The 15,938-nt window shown below is 45.9% G+C and carries 19 protein-coding genes; 11 read left to right on the forward strand and 8 right to left on the reverse strand.

What is annotated here, in order from left to right:
* The first annotated feature begins 1 nt into the window (after position 1).
* The 5 genes from fliO to rcsA all read left to right on the forward strand — a co-directional run bounded on the left by fliO (position 2) and on the right by rcsA (position 3,075).
* Positions 2-364, forward strand: coding sequence for a flagellar biosynthetic protein FliO (fliO, locus tag K0335_RS19230; protein ID WP_219394012.1), 363 nt, complete (start codon positions 2-4; stop codon positions 362-364).
* Complete coding sequence (gene fliP, locus K0335_RS19235; protein ID WP_001253458.1) at positions 364-1,101, forward strand: flagellar type III secretion system pore protein FliP; 738 nt, start codon at positions 364-366, stop codon at positions 1,099-1,101. The genes fliO and fliP overlap by 1 nt, the downstream gene beginning before the upstream one ends.
* A gap of 8 nt (positions 1,102-1,109) precedes the next feature.
* Complete coding sequence (fliQ, locus tag K0335_RS19240) at positions 1,110-1,379, forward strand: flagellar biosynthesis protein FliQ (protein ID WP_000187361.1); 270 nt, start codon at positions 1,110-1,112, stop codon at positions 1,377-1,379.
* Positions 1,380-1,386: 7 nt separating this feature from the next.
* Positions 1,387-2,175 (forward strand): flagellar biosynthetic protein FliR, encoded by a 789-nt coding sequence (gene fliR / locus K0335_RS19245; protein WP_000615498.1) that lies wholly within the window; start codon positions 1,387-1,389, stop codon positions 2,173-2,175.
* A 276-nt stretch (positions 2,176-2,451) separates the two neighbouring features.
* Positions 2,452-3,075: a transcriptional regulator RcsA gene (gene rcsA / locus K0335_RS19250; RefSeq protein WP_219394013.1), complete on the forward strand. Its 624-nt coding sequence runs from the start codon at positions 2,452-2,454 to the stop codon at positions 3,073-3,075.
* Positions 3,076-3,122: 47 nt separating this feature from the next.
* On the opposite strand, the gene dsrB is transcribed toward rcsA, so the two are convergent.
* Positions 3,123-3,311, reverse strand: a complete 189-nt coding sequence (gene dsrB, locus K0335_RS19255) for a protein DsrB (protein ID WP_000867213.1) — start codon at positions 3,309-3,311, stop codon at positions 3,123-3,125.
* 151 nt (positions 3,312-3,462) lie between these two features.
* Here dsrB and yodD point away from each other — a divergent pair, with 151 nt between their 5' ends.
* A complete protein-coding gene (gene yodD, locus K0335_RS19260; RefSeq protein WP_000844797.1) occupies positions 3,463-3,690 on the forward strand; it encodes a YodD family peroxide/acid resistance protein in 228 nt (75 codons plus the stop codon).
* 293 nt (positions 3,691-3,983) lie between these two features.
* A complete protein-coding gene (locus K0335_RS19265; protein WP_000953851.1) occupies positions 3,984-4,805 on the forward strand; it encodes a mannosyl-3-phosphoglycerate phosphatase-related protein in 822 nt (273 codons plus the stop codon).
* Here the strand turns inward: K0335_RS19265 and dgcQ are convergent.
* From dgcQ to K0335_RS19280, 3 genes are all read right to left on the reverse strand, one after another.
* Positions 4,778-6,490 (reverse strand): cellulose biosynthesis regulator diguanylate cyclase DgcQ, encoded by a 1,713-nt coding sequence (dgcQ, locus tag K0335_RS19270; RefSeq protein WP_077626266.1) that lies wholly within the window; start codon positions 6,488-6,490, stop codon positions 4,778-4,780. The genes K0335_RS19265 and dgcQ overlap by 28 nt on opposite strands.
* 119 nt (positions 6,491-6,609) lie before the next feature.
* Complete coding sequence (locus tag K0335_RS19275; RefSeq protein ID WP_001211841.1) at positions 6,610-6,789, reverse strand: YodC family protein; 180 nt, start codon at positions 6,787-6,789, stop codon at positions 6,610-6,612.
* 77 nt (positions 6,790-6,866) lie between these two features.
* Complete coding sequence (locus K0335_RS19280; RefSeq protein ID WP_000929119.1) at positions 6,867-7,778, reverse strand: DUF808 domain-containing protein; 912 nt, start codon at positions 7,776-7,778, stop codon at positions 6,867-6,869.
* Positions 7,779-7,954: 176 nt separating this feature from the next.
* Between K0335_RS19280 and yedA the strand changes: the two genes are divergently transcribed.
* Positions 7,955-8,875 (forward strand): drug/metabolite exporter YedA, encoded by a 921-nt coding sequence (gene yedA / locus K0335_RS19285; RefSeq protein WP_001212276.1) that lies wholly within the window; start codon positions 7,955-7,957, stop codon positions 8,873-8,875.
* Here the strand turns inward: yedA and K0335_RS19290 are convergent.
* The 3 genes from K0335_RS19290 to drpB are packed head-to-tail and all read right to left on the reverse strand — an operon-like array spanning position 8,867 to position 10,370.
* On the reverse strand, positions 8,867-9,334 hold the full coding sequence (locus tag K0335_RS19290) for a very short patch repair endonuclease (protein WP_104920220.1): 468 nt from the start codon (positions 9,332-9,334) through the stop codon (positions 8,867-8,869). The genes yedA and K0335_RS19290 overlap by 9 nt on opposite strands.
* Before the next feature lie 24 nt (positions 9,335-9,358).
* Entirely contained in the window at positions 9,359-10,048 is a 690-nt protein-coding gene (locus K0335_RS19295; protein ID WP_104920219.1) for a phosphohydrolase, read from the reverse strand.
* 52 nt (positions 10,049-10,100) lie between these two features.
* Positions 10,101-10,370 carry a cell division protein DrpB gene (drpB, locus tag K0335_RS19300; RefSeq protein ID WP_219394014.1) on the reverse strand — a complete coding sequence of 90 codons (270 nt, stop codon included), beginning with the start codon at positions 10,368-10,370 and terminating at the stop codon, positions 10,101-10,103.
* A 660-nt stretch (positions 10,371-11,030) separates the two neighbouring features.
* Here drpB and K0335_RS19305 point away from each other — a divergent pair.
* The 3 genes from K0335_RS19305 to K0335_RS19315 all read left to right on the forward strand — a co-directional run bounded on the left by K0335_RS19305 (position 11,031) and on the right by K0335_RS19315 (position 15,748).
* On the forward strand, positions 11,031-12,143 hold the full coding sequence (locus tag K0335_RS19305; protein WP_219394015.1) for a porin: 1,113 nt from the start codon (positions 11,031-11,033) through the stop codon (positions 12,141-12,143).
* A gap of 576 nt (positions 12,144-12,719) precedes the next feature.
* Positions 12,720-13,832: a porin OmpC gene (gene ompC / locus K0335_RS19310; protein WP_219394017.1), complete on the forward strand. Its 1,113-nt coding sequence runs from the start codon at positions 12,720-12,722 to the stop codon at positions 13,830-13,832.
* A 458-nt stretch (positions 13,833-14,290) separates the two neighbouring features.
* Positions 14,291-15,748, forward strand: coding sequence for a TrkH family potassium uptake protein (locus tag K0335_RS19315; RefSeq protein WP_104920216.1), 1,458 nt, complete (start codon positions 14,291-14,293; stop codon positions 15,746-15,748).
* A 128-nt stretch (positions 15,749-15,876) separates the two neighbouring features.
* Here K0335_RS19315 and K0335_RS22735 read toward each other — a convergent pair.
* Positions 15,877-15,938, reverse strand: a 62-nt coding sequence (locus K0335_RS22735; protein ID WP_071528444.1) for an IS1 family transposase, incomplete at its 5' end; no start/stop codon positions are given.

A 15,938-nucleotide genomic window follows, 5' to 3' on the forward strand; every position in this document is an offset into this window, starting at 1 on the left:
TATGCAAACCCAGGCCACTGTCGTCCAGCCTTCTGCCACCACAACTCCGTTGCTACAGGTGAGTGGCGCATTGTTTGGCATTATTGTGTTGATACTGGCAGCAGCCTGGCTAATAAAACGGCTGGGATTCACCGCTAAAAATACGGGGGTCAATGGCCTGAAGGTCAGCGCCAGTGCTTCACTGGGAGCCCGTGAGCGGGTGGTTATTGTCGATGTCGAAGATGCCCGCCTGGTGTTGGGTGTTACCGCATCGTACATCAATTTGCTGCATACATTGCCGCCGGCAGCACCGCTGGACCAACCACCAGCAGTGGATTTTCCCAGCCTGATGAAAAATGTCCTTAAGCGGTCCGGGAGATCCTGATGCGCCGTTTGTTAACGCTTATTCCCGCCATGTTATGGCTGGTGACGCCTTGCGCACTGGCGCAATTGCCCGGCCTTGTCACTCAACCGTTGCCCGGTGGAGGACAAAGCTGGTCGTTACCGGTGCAGACGCTGGTGTTTATCACCTCGCTGACTTTTATTCCGGCCATTTTACTGATGATGACCAGCTTTACCCGCATCATCATCGTTTTTGGTTTGCTACGTAACGCCCTGGGAACGCCGTCTGCACCACCAAACCAGGTGCTGCTGGGGCTGGCGTTATTTTTGACCTTTTTTATTATGTCGCCGGTAATCGACAAAATTTACGTCGATGCATATCAGCCATTCAGTGAAGAGAAAATCTCCATGCAGGAAGCGCTGGAAAAAGGCGCTCAGCCGCTGCGTGAGTTTATGTTGCGCCAGACACGCGAAGCCGATCTTGCGTTATTTGCCCGGCTGGCCAATACCGGGCCGATTCAGGGACCGGAAGCCGTACCCATGCGTATTCTGCTGCCTGCTTATGTTACCAGTGAGCTGAAAACAGCATTCCAGATTGGTTTCACTATTTTTATTCCATTTTTGATTATCGATCTGGTCATTGCCAGCGTGCTGATGGCGCTGGGGATGATGATGGTGCCACCGGCCACTATCGCTCTGCCGTTTAAACTGATGTTGTTTGTGCTGGTGGATGGCTGGCAGCTGCTGGTCGGTTCGCTGGCCCAAAGCTTTTACAGTTAGGGAGCACTATGACACCCGAATCGGTGATGATGATGGGGACAGAAGCGATGAAAGTCGCACTGGCCCTTGCTGCCCCGCTGTTGCTGGTAGCGTTGGTCACTGGCTTAATTATTAGCATTTTGCAGGCTGCCACGCAGATCAACGAAATGACGTTATCGTTTATTCCCAAAATTGTGGCGGTGTTTATTGCCATTATTGTGGCAGGCCCCTGGATGCTAAGTTTATTGCTGGATTATGTGCGTACCCTTTTTAGCAATATCCCGTCGTTGATTGGTTAACAACACGATGATTCAACTGACCAGCGACCAATGGATGCAATGGCTGAGCCTCGGGTTTTGGCCACTGTTGCGCGTACTGGCGTTGATCTCCACCGCTCCTATTCTCAGCGAACGCAGTGTGCCCAAACGGGCAAAGCTGGGGCTGGGATTGATGATTACACTGGCCATTGCACCGATGCTGCCGCCACACGATGTGCCCATTTTTTCTTATGCTGCCGTCTGGGTAGCGATACAGCAGATTTTGATAGGTATTGCGCTGGGCTTTACGATGCAGTTTGCATTTGCCGCCGTACGTACCGCCGGGGAGATTATCGGCCTGCAGATGGGGTTATCGTTTGCAACCTTTGTCGATCCTGCCAGTCATCTCAATATGCCCGTGCTGGCGCGCATTCTGGATATGCTGGTTTTGCTGCTATTTCTGACATTTAACGGTCATTTGTGGTTGATTTCGATTCTTGTCGATACCTTTCACACCTTGCCTATTGGCGGTGAACCGCTAAACAGTAATGCCTTTCTTGCCCTTACCCGTGCTGGTGGATTGATTTTCCTCAATGGGTTGATGCTGGCGTTACCGGTGATCACGCTATTATTAACGCTTAATCTGGCATTAGGCTTATTGAATAGAATGGCACCGCAGTTATCCGTTTTTGTTATTGGCTTCCCCCTGACACTGACCGTGGGAATTTCATTAATGGCGGCATTAATGCCATTAATTGCACCGTTCTGCGAACATTTATTTAGTGAAGTTTTTAATTTATTAGCTGATATTGTCAGCGAGATGCCTGTAAATAATTAACCATTCTTTTTATAGCATTATCCTAAGGATTATCTGAAAATTAATATCAGCAAACATCCACCAGGATATCGTTGCGTGGGTTTATTTGTTTTTATCTTCCTCACATAACGTAACATTTACTTTACTTTGAGATGATTCCTGGCAAATTATAGGTAACTTTACGGGATAGTAAGTTGCCTGAAAAATCGCGTAAAGCGTCACCTGAGGTCATTAATTATTTCTACAACGATATTCAGGTAAGGGGAATTATCGTTACGCATTGAGTGAGGGTATGCCATGTCAACGATTATTATGGATCTATGCAGTTACACCCGGCTGGGTTTGACCGGGTATCTTGTTAGCAGAGGGGTTAAGAAAAGGGAAATCAACGATATCGAAAGCGTTGATCAACTTAAGGTCGCTTGTGACTTACATCATCCTTCAGTGGTGTTTATTAATGAAGACTGTTTTATCCATGACCCGGCAAGCAGTCAGCACATCAAGCAAATCATTAATCAACATCCCAACACTTTATTTATTGTATTTATGGCGATTGCCAATATCCATTTTGATGAGTATCTGCTTGTCCGCAAAAATTTATTGATCAGTTCCAAGTCGATTAAACCGAAATCTCTTGATGATATCCTTGGCGATATTCTGAAAAAAGAGGCCGATATTGCCAGTGTAATTAATTTACCCACGTTATCATTAAGTCGGACTGAATCAAGCATGTTACGTATGTGGATGGCAGGCCAGGGTACGATTCAGATTTCTGACCAGATGAATATCAAGGCTAAAACGGTATCGTCACACAAGGGAAATATTAAACGTAAGATTAAAACGCATAATAAACAGGTTATTTATCATGTGGTACGTTTAACAGACAATGTAACTAACGGTATATTTGTTAATATGCGCTAATAGCTGCTGACTGGTGGCTACACCACCAGTCAGATGTACTCGCTGCCCTATTCCATTTTCTCGACAAAAATACCATCCGGGTGCCCTGACTCATTAAAGAACCAGATACCGAGCGGGTAGTCTTCCAGCGAAACCAGGTACATTGTGCCTTCGTTAAATTCTTCTACCGCCAGTACCACGCCAGGACGACGAGGGCCGCCATCCGTTTTGACTGTGACCCGATCATTCACCTTCATCAATGTCTCCTCCTGTTGCTTTCTGCCAGTTTAGAACAAATCGAATTATCTGACAGTGGCAGTTGGGCCGATTGGTGATTTTCTCAACGGTCTATACTTAAGCCATACTGGTCAGGCCCGGAACAAACTCACGGTTGCAAGAGGTACAGACATGAAAACCGCGAAAGAGTATAGCGATACAGCTAAACGCGAAGTCAGCGTTGACGTTGATGCCCTGCTGGCTGCCATCAATGAGATTAGCGAAGGCGAAGTCCATCGTAGCGGAAATGATCCTGAGAAGGTCAGTGTGGATGGCCGTGAATACCATACATGGCGTGAATTAGCCGATGCCTTTGAGCTGGACATTCATGACTTTAGCATTACGGAAATTAATCGTTGATTTGCCATAAAAAAATCCCGATCCTGTGAAGGATCGGGAGGAAACTTGCTTATGCAAGAAGCACTTGAAAATTCGTTACACCAGGAAATCTGATGTGCGGATTACCTTATATGCAATTTTTTTGCCTGACAAGCAAATATTTACACCGTGAATGATTAATAACCTTAATGGATGAGCGGGTAAATGCCCACAGGCTAGATGTGGTCTGGGATGCGCGGAATCGATACCAGAAGAATATATTTTTTACCGTTTCGCTTTTAAGAGTCGTCTGCCAACCGGAGAAACGTATCGCTATGTTGTCAGTGAATGATCCCCTACTGATCTTTACCGATCTTGATGGCACATTGTTAGATAGCCATACCTATGACTGGCAACCTGCTGCACCGTGGTTATATCGTCTGCGTGAAAGAAATATCCCGCTGATTTTGTGCAGTAGCAAAACTGCAGCGGAAATGCTGCATTTGCAGCAAACATTAGGATTGCAGGGTTTACCGCTAATTGCGGAGAACGGTGCCGTGGTCCAGCTTGATGCACACTGGCAAACTCAGCCGCATTACCCACGACGGATAAACGGTATCAGCCATAGTGAAATCCACATCGTGCTCAATAGCCTACGCGAGAAAATGCATTTCAAATTCACCACCTTTGATGATGTTGATGAACAAACCATTGTTGACTGGACCGGGCTTAACCGCACACAAGCCGCACTGACACGGTTGCATGAAGCCTCGGTATCATTGATCTGGCGTGACAGTGACGAACGAATGACGCTGTTTGCCGACCAGTTGGAGCAAATGGGCTTACAGTTTGTACACGGCGCGCGCTTCTGGCATGTACTGGATGCCAGCGTCGGCAAAGATCAGGCGGCGAATGAGTTAATTGCCATCTACCAGCAGCTCTGGCAGAAACGCCCCGCTACCCTGGGCCTCGGTGACGGACCGAACGACGCCCCATTGCTGGATGTAATGGACTACGCGGTTGTGGTGAAGGGGCTGAATCGAGAAGGAGTGCATTTACAACACATCGAACCTTCACGTGTGTATCGCACACAACATGAAGGGCCGGAAGGCTGGCGCGAAGGCCTGGATTATTTTTTATCCTCTGACAAAGGTTGATCACTGGCACACACGCGATTTCGTCCGGCCTGTTTTGCCAGATAGAGGCGACCATCTGCCAGTGACTGCAACTGTTCAAAATCGTAATCTCCCGTTTCTTCGGTACTGCTCACCCCCAGCGAGGCGCTAATCCGCAGCGTAGTGCTCCTGGCGATCAATATCTCTTTTTCATTCAGACGCAGACGAATACGCTCGGCAATTTCTTGTGCCTGCGCCAGATTAGCGCAAGGCAGCACGATACAGAACTCTTCCCCTCCTACTCGCCCGGCAACGTCTTGTGCACGCAGAGAGCGGCTGATAAGTCCTGCGGCATGAGAAAGTACCCGATCACCTGCCTGATGACCAAATCGGTCATTTATGCTTTTGAAATGATCGAGATCCACCTGAATAACCGAGAAGGGTCGTTGATTTTCCCGGCACTCCTGAGCAAGAAAACGCGCTTTTTCAAACAGGGCACCACGGTTATAGAGACGGGTTAAGGTGTCATGCCAGGCTTGCCATTGCAGCGAACTTTGTAGCACAAACATATTGCTGACCATCTTGCGAATCACTATCCAGGAGATAATCAACATGGTGGTAAACAGTGCCCAAAGCAGGGTTAGTGCAATACTGATACTACCAAAATCGCCATGAACACCTTCTTGTAACGTATGCACACGCACTAATACGCCGTCGAAATGATCCAACCGTTCCCAGCTGATAAATCGACTGTTCATTCTGATGCCACCCTGCGTATCGTGTTCGATATCCTGTGCCAGTAATGCCCGTTCCCGATCGTCAAAGGTGTTTATTTTCCGTTGTTCTGGCGTAGAGGTGGTCAGCAAATTAAGTTTGCTGTCGTAGAGCTGGTATTCGCCGTCGGTGTCATTATGGGTAGCATTTACCAGCAGAGATCGCATTGCCGCCAGTGGAATGCTCATTGCCAGGACACCATGCCAGTATCCCTGGTTATCCAGGGGAATGCTGGCGGTAATTTGTGGTTTAGTCTCGTTAGTGTGATCACCGGGGGTACTAAACCAGCGCACTCCGCGCGATTTGTTCATGCGCTCAGACTGTTCGTTAAACCAGGGCTGAGTAACGAAGTCGAAGTAGCGGGTTAAAATATCTTTGCTGTTTGACGTGGGTTGAGTGGAGAGGAAAAAACCGGCACGTGAAACATACATGGCCTGTTGTGCTGCCGCCCCCGGAGCGTGCGACAAACGCAGCAGATACCCCACTTCCAGCGCCGCCGTCAGTTCATTATGTAAATCATCATCCGCACGTGAGAGAAGATTGCTCTGGCTGACAAAATCATCAGACACACCATTGATCATCAGTGTACGGCGACGATCGAGACCAATTTGCCAGTAACGCTTATTTCGATTTTGTTGGAATTGGGTAATGGCATTTTGTAGTGCCGAGAAGTTCAGCGGCGTCATCAGTGCTTCGTGCATACCATTACGCAAAAACAGAAGTTTATCGACGTTATATTGCAGTTGTTTATCTAATGCGTTGGCAACATTTTCCAGATGATTTCGCTGACTGGAGATATAAGCATCTTCCAGTACCACCACTTCTCGCCAGGTCAGCAATGTGGAGCAAAGCAAAACAACCACAAAGCAAATATTAACGATATTGCCTGGCCCAAGACGGCGCGCCAGCTTTTTATGCCAGCTTCTGTTTTCCACTGATGTCTGGTGAACCACCGGAGCACTCCCAACTTCTTTTTTATAATTCTGGCATAAGCAAACAATGTCGTGAGGCCACGAGCCACTCTTTTATCTCTGTAAAGCAAAACGCCTGGCATTAACCAGGCGTTTATGCGTCAGGCTTCTTCGAGTCGCCTCTCATCACCAGCTTGCAGTTCGCTTTCATGAAAGGCTTCACGTTGTACCGCGAAACCATCATACCAGCGACATTCCACCATGCCACTGGAATATCCGGTGACGATCATGCGAGGACCACCCTGTTTGACGATTACTTCATCACTGACCAAAAAGCGCATACCTGCCTCCTCTATCATGTGAAACTTTTTCACCTTAGACGACGATGGCAGATTTTGCATAATTTCTACTTCAACAATTAATGCGCAACGCCCCGCACGCGGGCCACGGCTTTAACGGCCATAAGAACAATCCCGCCAATGATAAACCCCAGTACCAGATTCACGGCTGTAGGCAGGATCATCGCCACCACTGCGCCTTGCTGAGTGGCGAAATGTTCAATTGCATGAGCAAGCGGCGCAATGCCATGTACCACAATGCCGCCACCAACCAGGAACATCGCCAGTGTGCCCACTATCGACAATGCTTTCATCAACCAGGGCGCGATCACCAGCAAGGCTTTCCCCATAGCTTGTACAATCACACTGGATTTCTCAGCCAACCAGTAGCCCAAATCGTCCAGTTTCACGATCATACCTACCAATCCATAAACCCCCAGCGTGACCACCAGCGCAATACCGGAAAGCACCAATACCTGATTTAACAATGGCGCTTCAGCTACAATCCCTAAGGTGATCGCCACAATCTCCGCCGAAAGAATAAAGTCGGTACGTACCGCACCTTTGATTTTATCTTTTTCAAAGGTAAGAGGGTCTTGCGCCGCCAGCTCCTCCAGGCGTTTTTGTCGTTCTGCCGGGCTTTCCTGATGCTTTCTCGCCTCAAGCATATGCATGACTTTCTCTACCCCTTCAAAGCAGAGAAACGCACCGCCAATCATCAGTAGCGGTGTAATCGCCCAGGGAATAAACGCACTGATCAGTAACGCCAGAGGCACGAGGATCACTTTGTTTATGAGTGAACCTTTTGCCACACTCCAGACCACCGGTAATTCGCGGTTGGCCCGAACACCAGAAACTTGTTGGGCGTTGAGTGATAAATCATCCCCCAGCACTCCGGCGGTTTTCTTTGCCGCCAGTTTCCCCATGACGGAAATATCGTCCAGCAATGTGGCGATATCATCGAGTAATGTAAGTAAGCTACTTCCTGCCAAAGTTTATCCCTCTATCTATTTCTGTTGATGCCATAGTATGAATCAAATCGTGCCCGGCTGACACCTGCGCCATTCGTCAACACTTTTTTAACAATGCGTGGCAATTATAACACTCGCCAGCGTTATCATTTTAACGTTAACTATATTCCACCTTGTTATTCCCTCCGTGAGGATGTATGCGTTTTCGGCAGTTATTACCACTTTTTAGCGCGCTATTTGCGCTCTATATCATTTGGGGTTCGACCTATTTTGTTATTCGCATTGGGGTGGAGAGTTGGCCTCCATTAATGATGGCGGGTGTGCGTTTTCTGGCAGCGGGCATACTGCTGATGACGTTTTTGTTACTACGCGGGCATAAACTGCCGCCCATGCGCCCGCTTCTTAACGCCGCATTAATTGGTGTTCTTTTGCTGGCGGTAGGGAATGGTCTGGTGACAGTGGCGGAACATCAGAATGTGCCATCAGGAATTGCTGCTGTGGTGGTTGCGACTGTGCCACTGTTCACGCTTTGCTTTAGTCGTTTTTTCGGTATCAAAACACGCAAGCTGGAGTGGCTTGGTATCGCAATTGGTCTTGCTGGCATTGTAATGCTTAACAGCGGAGGTAACCTGAGTGGTAATCCGTGGGGTGCCGTGTTGATTTTGATTGGCTCAATCAGTTGGGCATTTGGTTCGGTGTACGGTTCACGAATTACCCTTCCGGTTGGGATGATGGCGGGGGCAGTTGAAATGCTGGCGGCAGGCGTTGTACTGATGAGTGCGTCGATGCTATCCAGCGAAAAATTGACTGCCACGCCGACTCTTTCAGGTTTTCTGGCGGTGGGGTATTTAGCAATTTTTGGCTCGATTATTGCCATTAACGCTTATATGTATCTGATTCGTAACGTTAGCCCGGCTCTGGCAACCAGTTACGCTTACGTCAATCCGGTGGTAGCTGTACTGCTGGGGACTGGATTTGCTGGTGAAAAACTCGCCCCGATTGAGTGGCTGGCACTGGGAGTAATTGTATTTGCCGTGTTGCTGGTGACGCTGGGAAAATATCTGTTACCGGATAAATCCGCTGCGGTTTGTGCTCCCACGGGCAAACATTCAGAGTAATTGAATACCGAGAGTGTCGATCTGCGCGTCGGCGTCAGCGCCGCAGATCCACTCTTCTAAGCGCTCAGATAACGCGGCGTCACTGAGTTTTTCTCGCCCCCGCAACGCACACTCCCAGACGATCAACACTCGCCAGCCAAGCGCCTGCAAACGCACCTGGTCACGACGATCACGCTCAACATTTTTGCCAATCTTTTCCAGCCAGAACGCCGTGCGTGTCGCCGGAACTTTAAACAGGTGACAATGATGCTGGTGCCAGAAACAGCCATGGGTAAATATAACGCACTGATAATCATCAATAATAAAATCAGGTTTGCCTGGCAGCGAGGCGTCCTGAACGCGATACGGTATACCAAGCTCGTTAAGCACACTGGCAAGACGCTTTTCGATGGCGGTGTCGCGGGTCGCGATGGCCCGCATGTTTTTTCTACGTGTGGCTTTATCGTGAACATCGGCCATTTGCAACGTCCTTATGCTGATGATTTATCGAGTAAATGTGCGGATAACGTTTTGATCCAACGAATCATAGTCGCCGTTTAATTCCGCACTCAACTTCGCCATAAACGTCACGAGGAAATCCGCATTTTTCCGGGCGAGTTGTTTACCCAGTGGGGTTTGCATGGTTTCCGGTAAGGTTAATAGCTTCGTCTGAAAATGGTCGAGAGCATACTGTTTGTCGTTCAGTGAGCGATGCAGGGCGAAGGGATCGTTGGCATCAAACAGTGCCACCCCCAGTGCCCCAGAAACAGCAAATACCCGTGCCAGACCAATCGCCCCCAGCGCCTCCAGTCTGTCTGCATCCTGAACTATTTTCGCTTCCAGGCTTTGCGGGGGGATTTTTGCGCTAAAGCTATGCGCTTCAATGGCATGGCACACAGCCGGGATTTTATCAGCCGGAAACAGGGGAAATTGTTGCCTGAGCACGCGCGCCGTCTCTTGCGCAGCAAGGATAGATGAGCGATGACGTTCGGGATGATTTTTCGCCAGACTGATCAGATCGTGAAAGTAACAGGCGGTCAGGATCACCAACTTATCGACGGGATGATCTGCCGCCAGTTTTTGCGATGTCGCCCAGACACGGCGAAAGTGAGCGATGTCATGGGCGGCATCAAGCTGTTTGTGATGGCGCGTGAGCCAGGATTCAAATTGCGTTTGCCAGTGTGATATGTCCATTGCGCCTCCGAATGTTTACGCAAGGCCACCTTAGCAATTTTCAGCCTTTGCTTCACCTGCGGCAGTTGCGTGGTCCGGTATACCAGGCGATGCCACCAAGGATTGCACCTACCAGGGCAAATATCATAAAGCCCAGCAATGCACCCAGCCATTTTCCACTGGTGTAACCTAAATCGCTTTCGAAGCCAGCGATAGGCGCAGACTGTAGTGAGCTGATGGTCCAGATATAACGCACCATCGCCCATGCAAAGTAGATGCACCAGGCATAAAAGGCACATAGCGCCAGTTTGCCACCGGGGCTACGCGAGGTTCTTGTTTCCATAGATTTGACGCTCTCCATTTATGTTGTTACCCATAACACAAGCCCTCTCATTTTATGTGAAGTAACTCACGCTTTTCTACCCTTTTGCCTTTGCTTGTTACACAATTCATACACCCACTAAATAAATTAATGAGTAGATATTGTATTAAGTGGGGTGATATCAGGCTTTTTTGCTTTAAGTATCGCCGGGGTCTGGTTGGTAATATTTATTGCAGAAATATTACCAACGTTTGTATTCGGACTTTGGCTTTCACATTTTGTATGCAATGATAGCCCGGTTATTAGCCTTTTATCATCTACAATCTGTTACTACCCTATTTACCGACATTAATTTGTCGGTTTTTTTCGCACAAAGATATTAAAAGACCCGTTAACCCCTTCTTGATTGTATTATTTTTATTGCTTGCATGAATGTATTCATAAAAACAATAACTTATTGATATATATACCATACATAATGTAAATACATCGAAACACAATCATTATATTTAAATTATAAATAGCGCAATAGAAACATTTTGCAATACTTTAAATATAATTGTTACATGCAAGTCTTAAAATAAAATGAACTTCATAGAATAGTATCCAAACGTGCTCTTTTTTGGATAACAGCACTTTATCTATATATTCATAGAAATTATTATCACAAGGGAATACATAATGAAAAGAAAAGTTCTGGCAATGCTGGTCCCGGCATTATTAGTTGCTGGCGCAGCAAATGCGGCTGAAATTTATAACAAGAATGGTAATAAAGTAGATTTTTACGGCAAGATGGTTGGCGAGCGTATCCTGACTGATCGTGAAAATGGTGAAAAGGGTGACAACTCTCAAGATACCTCTTATGCCCGTTTTGGCGTGAAAGGTGAAACTCAGATCAATCCTGAACTGACTGGTTATGGTCAGTTTGAAGTTGACCTGGAAGCATCTAACGACTCAAACAATGATCAGACTCGTCTGGCATATGCTGGTCTGAGCTACAAAGATCTTGGTTCTTTTGATTACGGTCGTAACGTCGGTGTTGCTTATGATGCTGAAGCGTTTACTGATATGTTTGTTGAGTGGGGCGGCGACTCATGGGCAGGCACTGACCTGTTTATGACCAACCGTACCAACGGTGTTGCAACCTATCGTAACACTGATTTCTTCGGCATGGTTGAAGGTCTGAATTTTGCTCTGCAATATCAGGGTAAAAATGAAGGCAATAACAGCTCAGCTAATGGTGACGGTCATGGTTTATCTGCAACTTATACCATTGATGGTTTCTCATTTGCTGGTGCGTATGCAAACTCTGACCGTACTGATGCTCAAACTGGGGACGGTAACGGCAAACATGCTGAAGTTTGGGCTTTATCTGCGAAGTACGACGCCAATAATGTCTACGCCGCTGTAATGTACGGCGAAACTCGCAATATGGCTTCTGCATCGGTGGATACAGGTAAGACTGACCAATATGGCAGCACGATTTATAAAAACCAACAGATTAACGAAACGCAAAACTTTGAAGCTGTGGTTCAGTACCAGTTTGACTTCGGTCTGCGTCCATCTCTGGGCTATGTTTACTCCAAAGGTAAAGACATCACGGGTGTACCAGGCTACAAACATGTTGATGCTGACCGTTTAAATTATGTAGAAATTGGTACATGGTACTATTTCAACAAAAACATGAACGTGTATACCACATACAAAATCAACTTGTTGGATGAAGATGATGCGCGTATAACTGGCGCTGACACCGACGACCAACTCGCATTTGGTATCGTTTACCAGTTCTAATTTGCTGCTGCAAAATTCCCCAGCCCGCTATGTGCGGGCTTTTTTCTGTCTGTTATTTGTTATTACGCATTCCTGTAATCGAAAAGGCTCTCTTTCTCTGAGTGTAATGATAAACGTAAACAGAATTTATTAAGCAACGCTTATTGTTCGAAAATTAACCACACCTCATTCTCTATCTATTACCTGATATTTTTACCCATCGATATAAATAGCATCCTAACCACAATAATACATTAATAAAGCTAAAGAATATCCTTATCTAACTATCTGATAAATCGGCGTAAAAATACAAACAATAACGCACACAATTTTATCAAACAAAATTCTTATGACACTAAAAATACCGCAAGAAATTATATTTAAGCCAATATTTTCTTTTTATTCAGCCCGTATTTTTTGTTCAAAAATTGTTAAATACTAAGAATCACAATTAGGAATAAGTTATAAAATGTGACTGTGATCACAGTTATTAATACTCTGATATATCTATTTCTTGAAATGAACACATTGGCTAGATGAATATTTGTATGCAGTGACATTTTTATAAAGAATTAGTTCAAATAAAAAGGATTGATGATGAAAAAATTAACAGTGGCAGTTTCTGCTGTAGCTGCGTCCATTCTGATGGCGATGTCTGCACAAGCAGCAGAAATCTATAACAAAGACGGCAATAAGCTGGATCTGTATGGTAAAGTTAATGCTAAGCATTACTTCTCCTCTGAAGCCTCTGATGATGGCGACACCACTTATGTTCGTATGGGCTTCAAAGGCGAAACTCAGATCAACGATCAGTTGACTGGTTTCGGTCAGTGGGAATACGAATTCAAAGGCAACCGTTCTGAATCTCAGGGTTCTGATAAAGACAAAACTCGTCTGGCATTTGCTGGTCTGAAATTCGGTGAGTACGGCTCCATCGATTATGGCCGTAACTACGGTGTTGCTTACGACATCGGCGCATGGACCGACGTTCTGCCAGAATTCGGTGGCGATACCTGGACTCAGACTGATGTATTTATGACTCAGCGTGCGACTGGTGTTGCAACCTACCGTAACAACGACTTCTTTGGTCTGGTTGACGGCCTGAACTTCGCTTTGCAATACCAGGGTAAAAATGATTCAGCATCCAAAGTAAACAACTGGAAAGGCCGTGACGAGATTGAATCTAATGGTGATGGCTTTGGTATGTCTGCCACTTACGATTATGAAGGATTTGGCGTTGGTGCAACCTATGCAAAATCTGACCGTACTGATGGGCAGGTATCCTATGCTAAAGCTAATTCTCTGAATGCTTCTGGTAAAACTGCAGAAGTTTGGGCTGCTGGTCTGAAATACGACGCGAACAACATTTACCTGGCAACCACCTATTCTGAAACCCAGAATATGACTGTATTCGGTAATGACCATATCGCAAACAAAGCTCAGAACTTTGAAGCGGTTGCTCAGTACCAGTTCGACTTCGGTCTGCGTCCGTCCATCGCTTACCTGAAATCCAAAGGTAAAGATCTGGGTGTTTGGGGTGACCAGGATCTGGTTGAATACATCGACCTGGGTGCGACCTACTACTTCAACAAAAACATGTCCACTTTTGTTGATTACAAAATTAACCTGATCGATAAGAGCGACTTCACTAAAGAAGCTGGTGTTGCAACCGACAACATCGTTGCTGTTGGTCTGGTATACCAGTTCTAATCTGGTAACGGCATAATATGTTGGGGAAGGTCAGCCTCCCCAACATATTTTAGTGACTCCCTCAAGTCACTTATCTTAAGAGACAGTTCCTGTCTCTCATTTAAACAAACCTTCTGTTATATATTACCCTTTATTTTGGGGGCGTTTTCACGTCCCTTTTTTTTATGCCGTTATAATATTCAACTCTCCCCTTCACACTCCCTCCTTAACAGAAAATGACTGATTTTTATTCCTAAAGATATCACCATTAAGAATGACCTGATAACTTGCCTGTATTTTGCGCCGCGTCTTTTATCATGGTTAAAGATTAAACAGAACCCGGTGAGCCATTTTTGTATTGACGAAAGGTAATCGTGAGCGAGTTTAAGCGCAGCACATGCAACTTGAAGTATGGCGAGTATAATAGCCGCCAAACTGAAGGCATAACACTGGAGGTATAATTGATAGGCCATTCATCTATGAATACATCTCATTTGCGAGTTGTCACTCATATGTGCGGTTTTTTGGTCTGGCTTTATAGCTTATCTATGTTGCCACCGATGCTTATCGCCTTGATCTACAAGGAAAGAAGCTTTTTCGTTTTCCTCGAAACATTTCTGGTATTTTTTAGCCTTGGAGGCATTGCCTGGCTGGCGACCAAAAAAGCGGGTATTCAACTGCGCACCAGGGATGGTTTTCTGATCATTGTGCTGTTCTGGATCTTATTTTCCATTATCAGTGCATTTCCTTTGTGGATTGATGATGAGTTTAACTTAAGTTTTGTTGATGCCTTATTCGAAGGTGTTTCCGGGATCACAACTACCGGTGCCACTGTCATTTCCGATGTGAGCACTTTACCTTTTGCTTTTCTATACTATCGCGCACAACTGAACTTTATCGGCGGCTTAGGCGTCATCGTTCTCGCGGTTGCTGTACTACCTTTATTAGGCATTGGTGGCGCAAAACTCTATCAATCTGAAATGCCGGGGCCGTTTAAAGATGACAAACTGACTCCTCGCCTGGCAGATACATCTCGTACACTTTGGCTGACTTATCTTTTGCTCGGCATAGTATGCAGCGCATCATATTTTGTTGCAGGTATGCCGTTGTTTGACGCTATTTGCCACGGTATATCGACAGTTTCTTTAGGCGGCTTTTCAACACATAGTGAAAGCATTGGTTTTTATAACAGCCATGCCATTGAGTTTGTTGCCGGACTGTTTTCATTGCTCTCTGCGATTAATTTTACATTGTGGTATGTGGTCATCGTTAAGCGTCAGTTCAGACCTTTACTGCGTAACAGTGAATTGCACTTTTTCCTGCTTGTCGCCTTTATAGTCATTGCGATTACGGCATGGCAAGTCTGGCATGTGGGAATGTATGATATCTCTTCCAGCATTATTCATGCCTTTTTTCTCACCAGTTCGATGATGACAGATAATGGTCTGGCAACTCTGGATTACGCAAACTGGCCTTCTCACACCATTATTTTCTTAATGCTGTTGAGTTTTTTTGGTGGTTGTATTGGTTCAACTTGTGGTGGCATTAAGGCGTTACGTTTTCTCATTTTATTTAAACAGAGCAGAAATGAGCTGCACCAGTTAGCTCATCCCAGAGCATTACTGAGTATCAAAGTCGACGGTAATGTCGTTACGGACCGTGTCCTGCGCTCGGTATGGAGCTTTTTCTTTCTCTATATTCTGTTTACGGTATTTTTTATCTGCGTATTAAACATGATGGGCTATGATCTATTAACGTCATTCGCTACCGTCGCGGCATGCATTAATAACATGGGGCTTGGATTTGGCGAAACTGCATCGACATTTGGTACATTAAATGATGCAGCAAAATATCTTATGTGCGCAGCGATGATTCTGGGCCGACTGGAAATTTATCCGGTATTAATACTGTTTTCACGATTTTTCTGGAAATCCTGATATACCACTTTGGATAGATTGACAGCATTTTTAGGTGTTGGTAGAAATAGCGCCAACTCAGTCGCGAAGATAGTGACTAATATCCCTGAGAAGTAATAGGAGTACACTATGACGGTAATGACTCCAACTTATTGATAGTGTTTTATGTTCAGATAATGCCCGATGACTTTGTCATGCAGCTCCACCGATT

The sequence above is a fragment of the Escherichia sp. GZ89 genome (genome assembly GCF_019366485.1).
In the GTDB taxonomy this organism is placed as follows: domain Bacteria; phylum Pseudomonadota; class Gammaproteobacteria; order Enterobacterales; family Enterobacteriaceae; genus Escherichia; species Escherichia fergusonii.

Excerpts from the sequence above, each read along its gene's own strand:
- fliO (WP_219394012.1), top strand. The coding sequence starts at position 2 with ATGCAAACCCAGGCCACTGTCGTCCAGCCTTCTGCCACCACAACTCCG.
- fliP (WP_001253458.1), top strand. The coding sequence starts at position 364 with ATGCGCCGTTTGTTAACGCTTATTCCCGCCATGTTATGGCTGGTGACG.
- fliQ (WP_000187361.1), top strand. The coding sequence starts at position 1,110 with ATGACACCCGAATCGGTGATGATGATGGGGACAGAAGCGATGAAAGTC.
- fliR (WP_000615498.1), top strand. The coding sequence starts at position 1,387 with ATGATTCAACTGACCAGCGACCAATGGATGCAATGGCTGAGCCTCGGG.
- rcsA (WP_219394013.1), top strand. The coding sequence starts at position 2,452 with ATGTCAACGATTATTATGGATCTATGCAGTTACACCCGGCTGGGTTTG.
- dsrB (WP_000867213.1), bottom strand. The coding sequence starts at position 3,311 with ATGAAGGTGAATGATCGGGTCACAGTCAAAACGGATGGCGGCCCTCGT.
- yodD (WP_000844797.1), top strand. The coding sequence starts at position 3,463 with ATGAAAACCGCGAAAGAGTATAGCGATACAGCTAAACGCGAAGTCAGC.
- K0335_RS19265 (WP_000953851.1), top strand. The coding sequence starts at position 3,984 with ATGTTGTCAGTGAATGATCCCCTACTGATCTTTACCGATCTTGATGGC.
- K0335_RS19275 (WP_001211841.1), bottom strand. The coding sequence starts at position 6,789 with ATGCGCTTTTTGGTCAGTGATGAAGTAATCGTCAAACAGGGTGGTCCT.
- yedA (WP_001212276.1), top strand. The coding sequence starts at position 7,955 with ATGCGTTTTCGGCAGTTATTACCACTTTTTAGCGCGCTATTTGCGCTC.
- K0335_RS19290 (WP_104920220.1), bottom strand. The coding sequence starts at position 9,334 with ATGGCCGATGTTCACGATAAAGCCACACGTAGAAAAAACATGCGGGCC.
- K0335_RS19295 (WP_104920219.1), bottom strand. The coding sequence starts at position 10,048 with ATGGACATATCACACTGGCAAACGCAATTTGAATCCTGGCTCACGCGC.
- drpB (WP_219394014.1), bottom strand. The coding sequence starts at position 10,370 with ATGGAAACAAGAACCTCGCGTAGCCCCGGTGGCAAACTGGCGCTATGT.
- K0335_RS19305 (WP_219394015.1), top strand. The coding sequence starts at position 11,031 with ATGAAAAGAAAAGTTCTGGCAATGCTGGTCCCGGCATTATTAGTTGCT.
- ompC (WP_219394017.1), top strand. The coding sequence starts at position 12,720 with ATGAAAAAATTAACAGTGGCAGTTTCTGCTGTAGCTGCGTCCATTCTG.
- K0335_RS19315 (WP_104920216.1), top strand. The coding sequence starts at position 14,291 with ATGAATACATCTCATTTGCGAGTTGTCACTCATATGTGCGGTTTTTTG.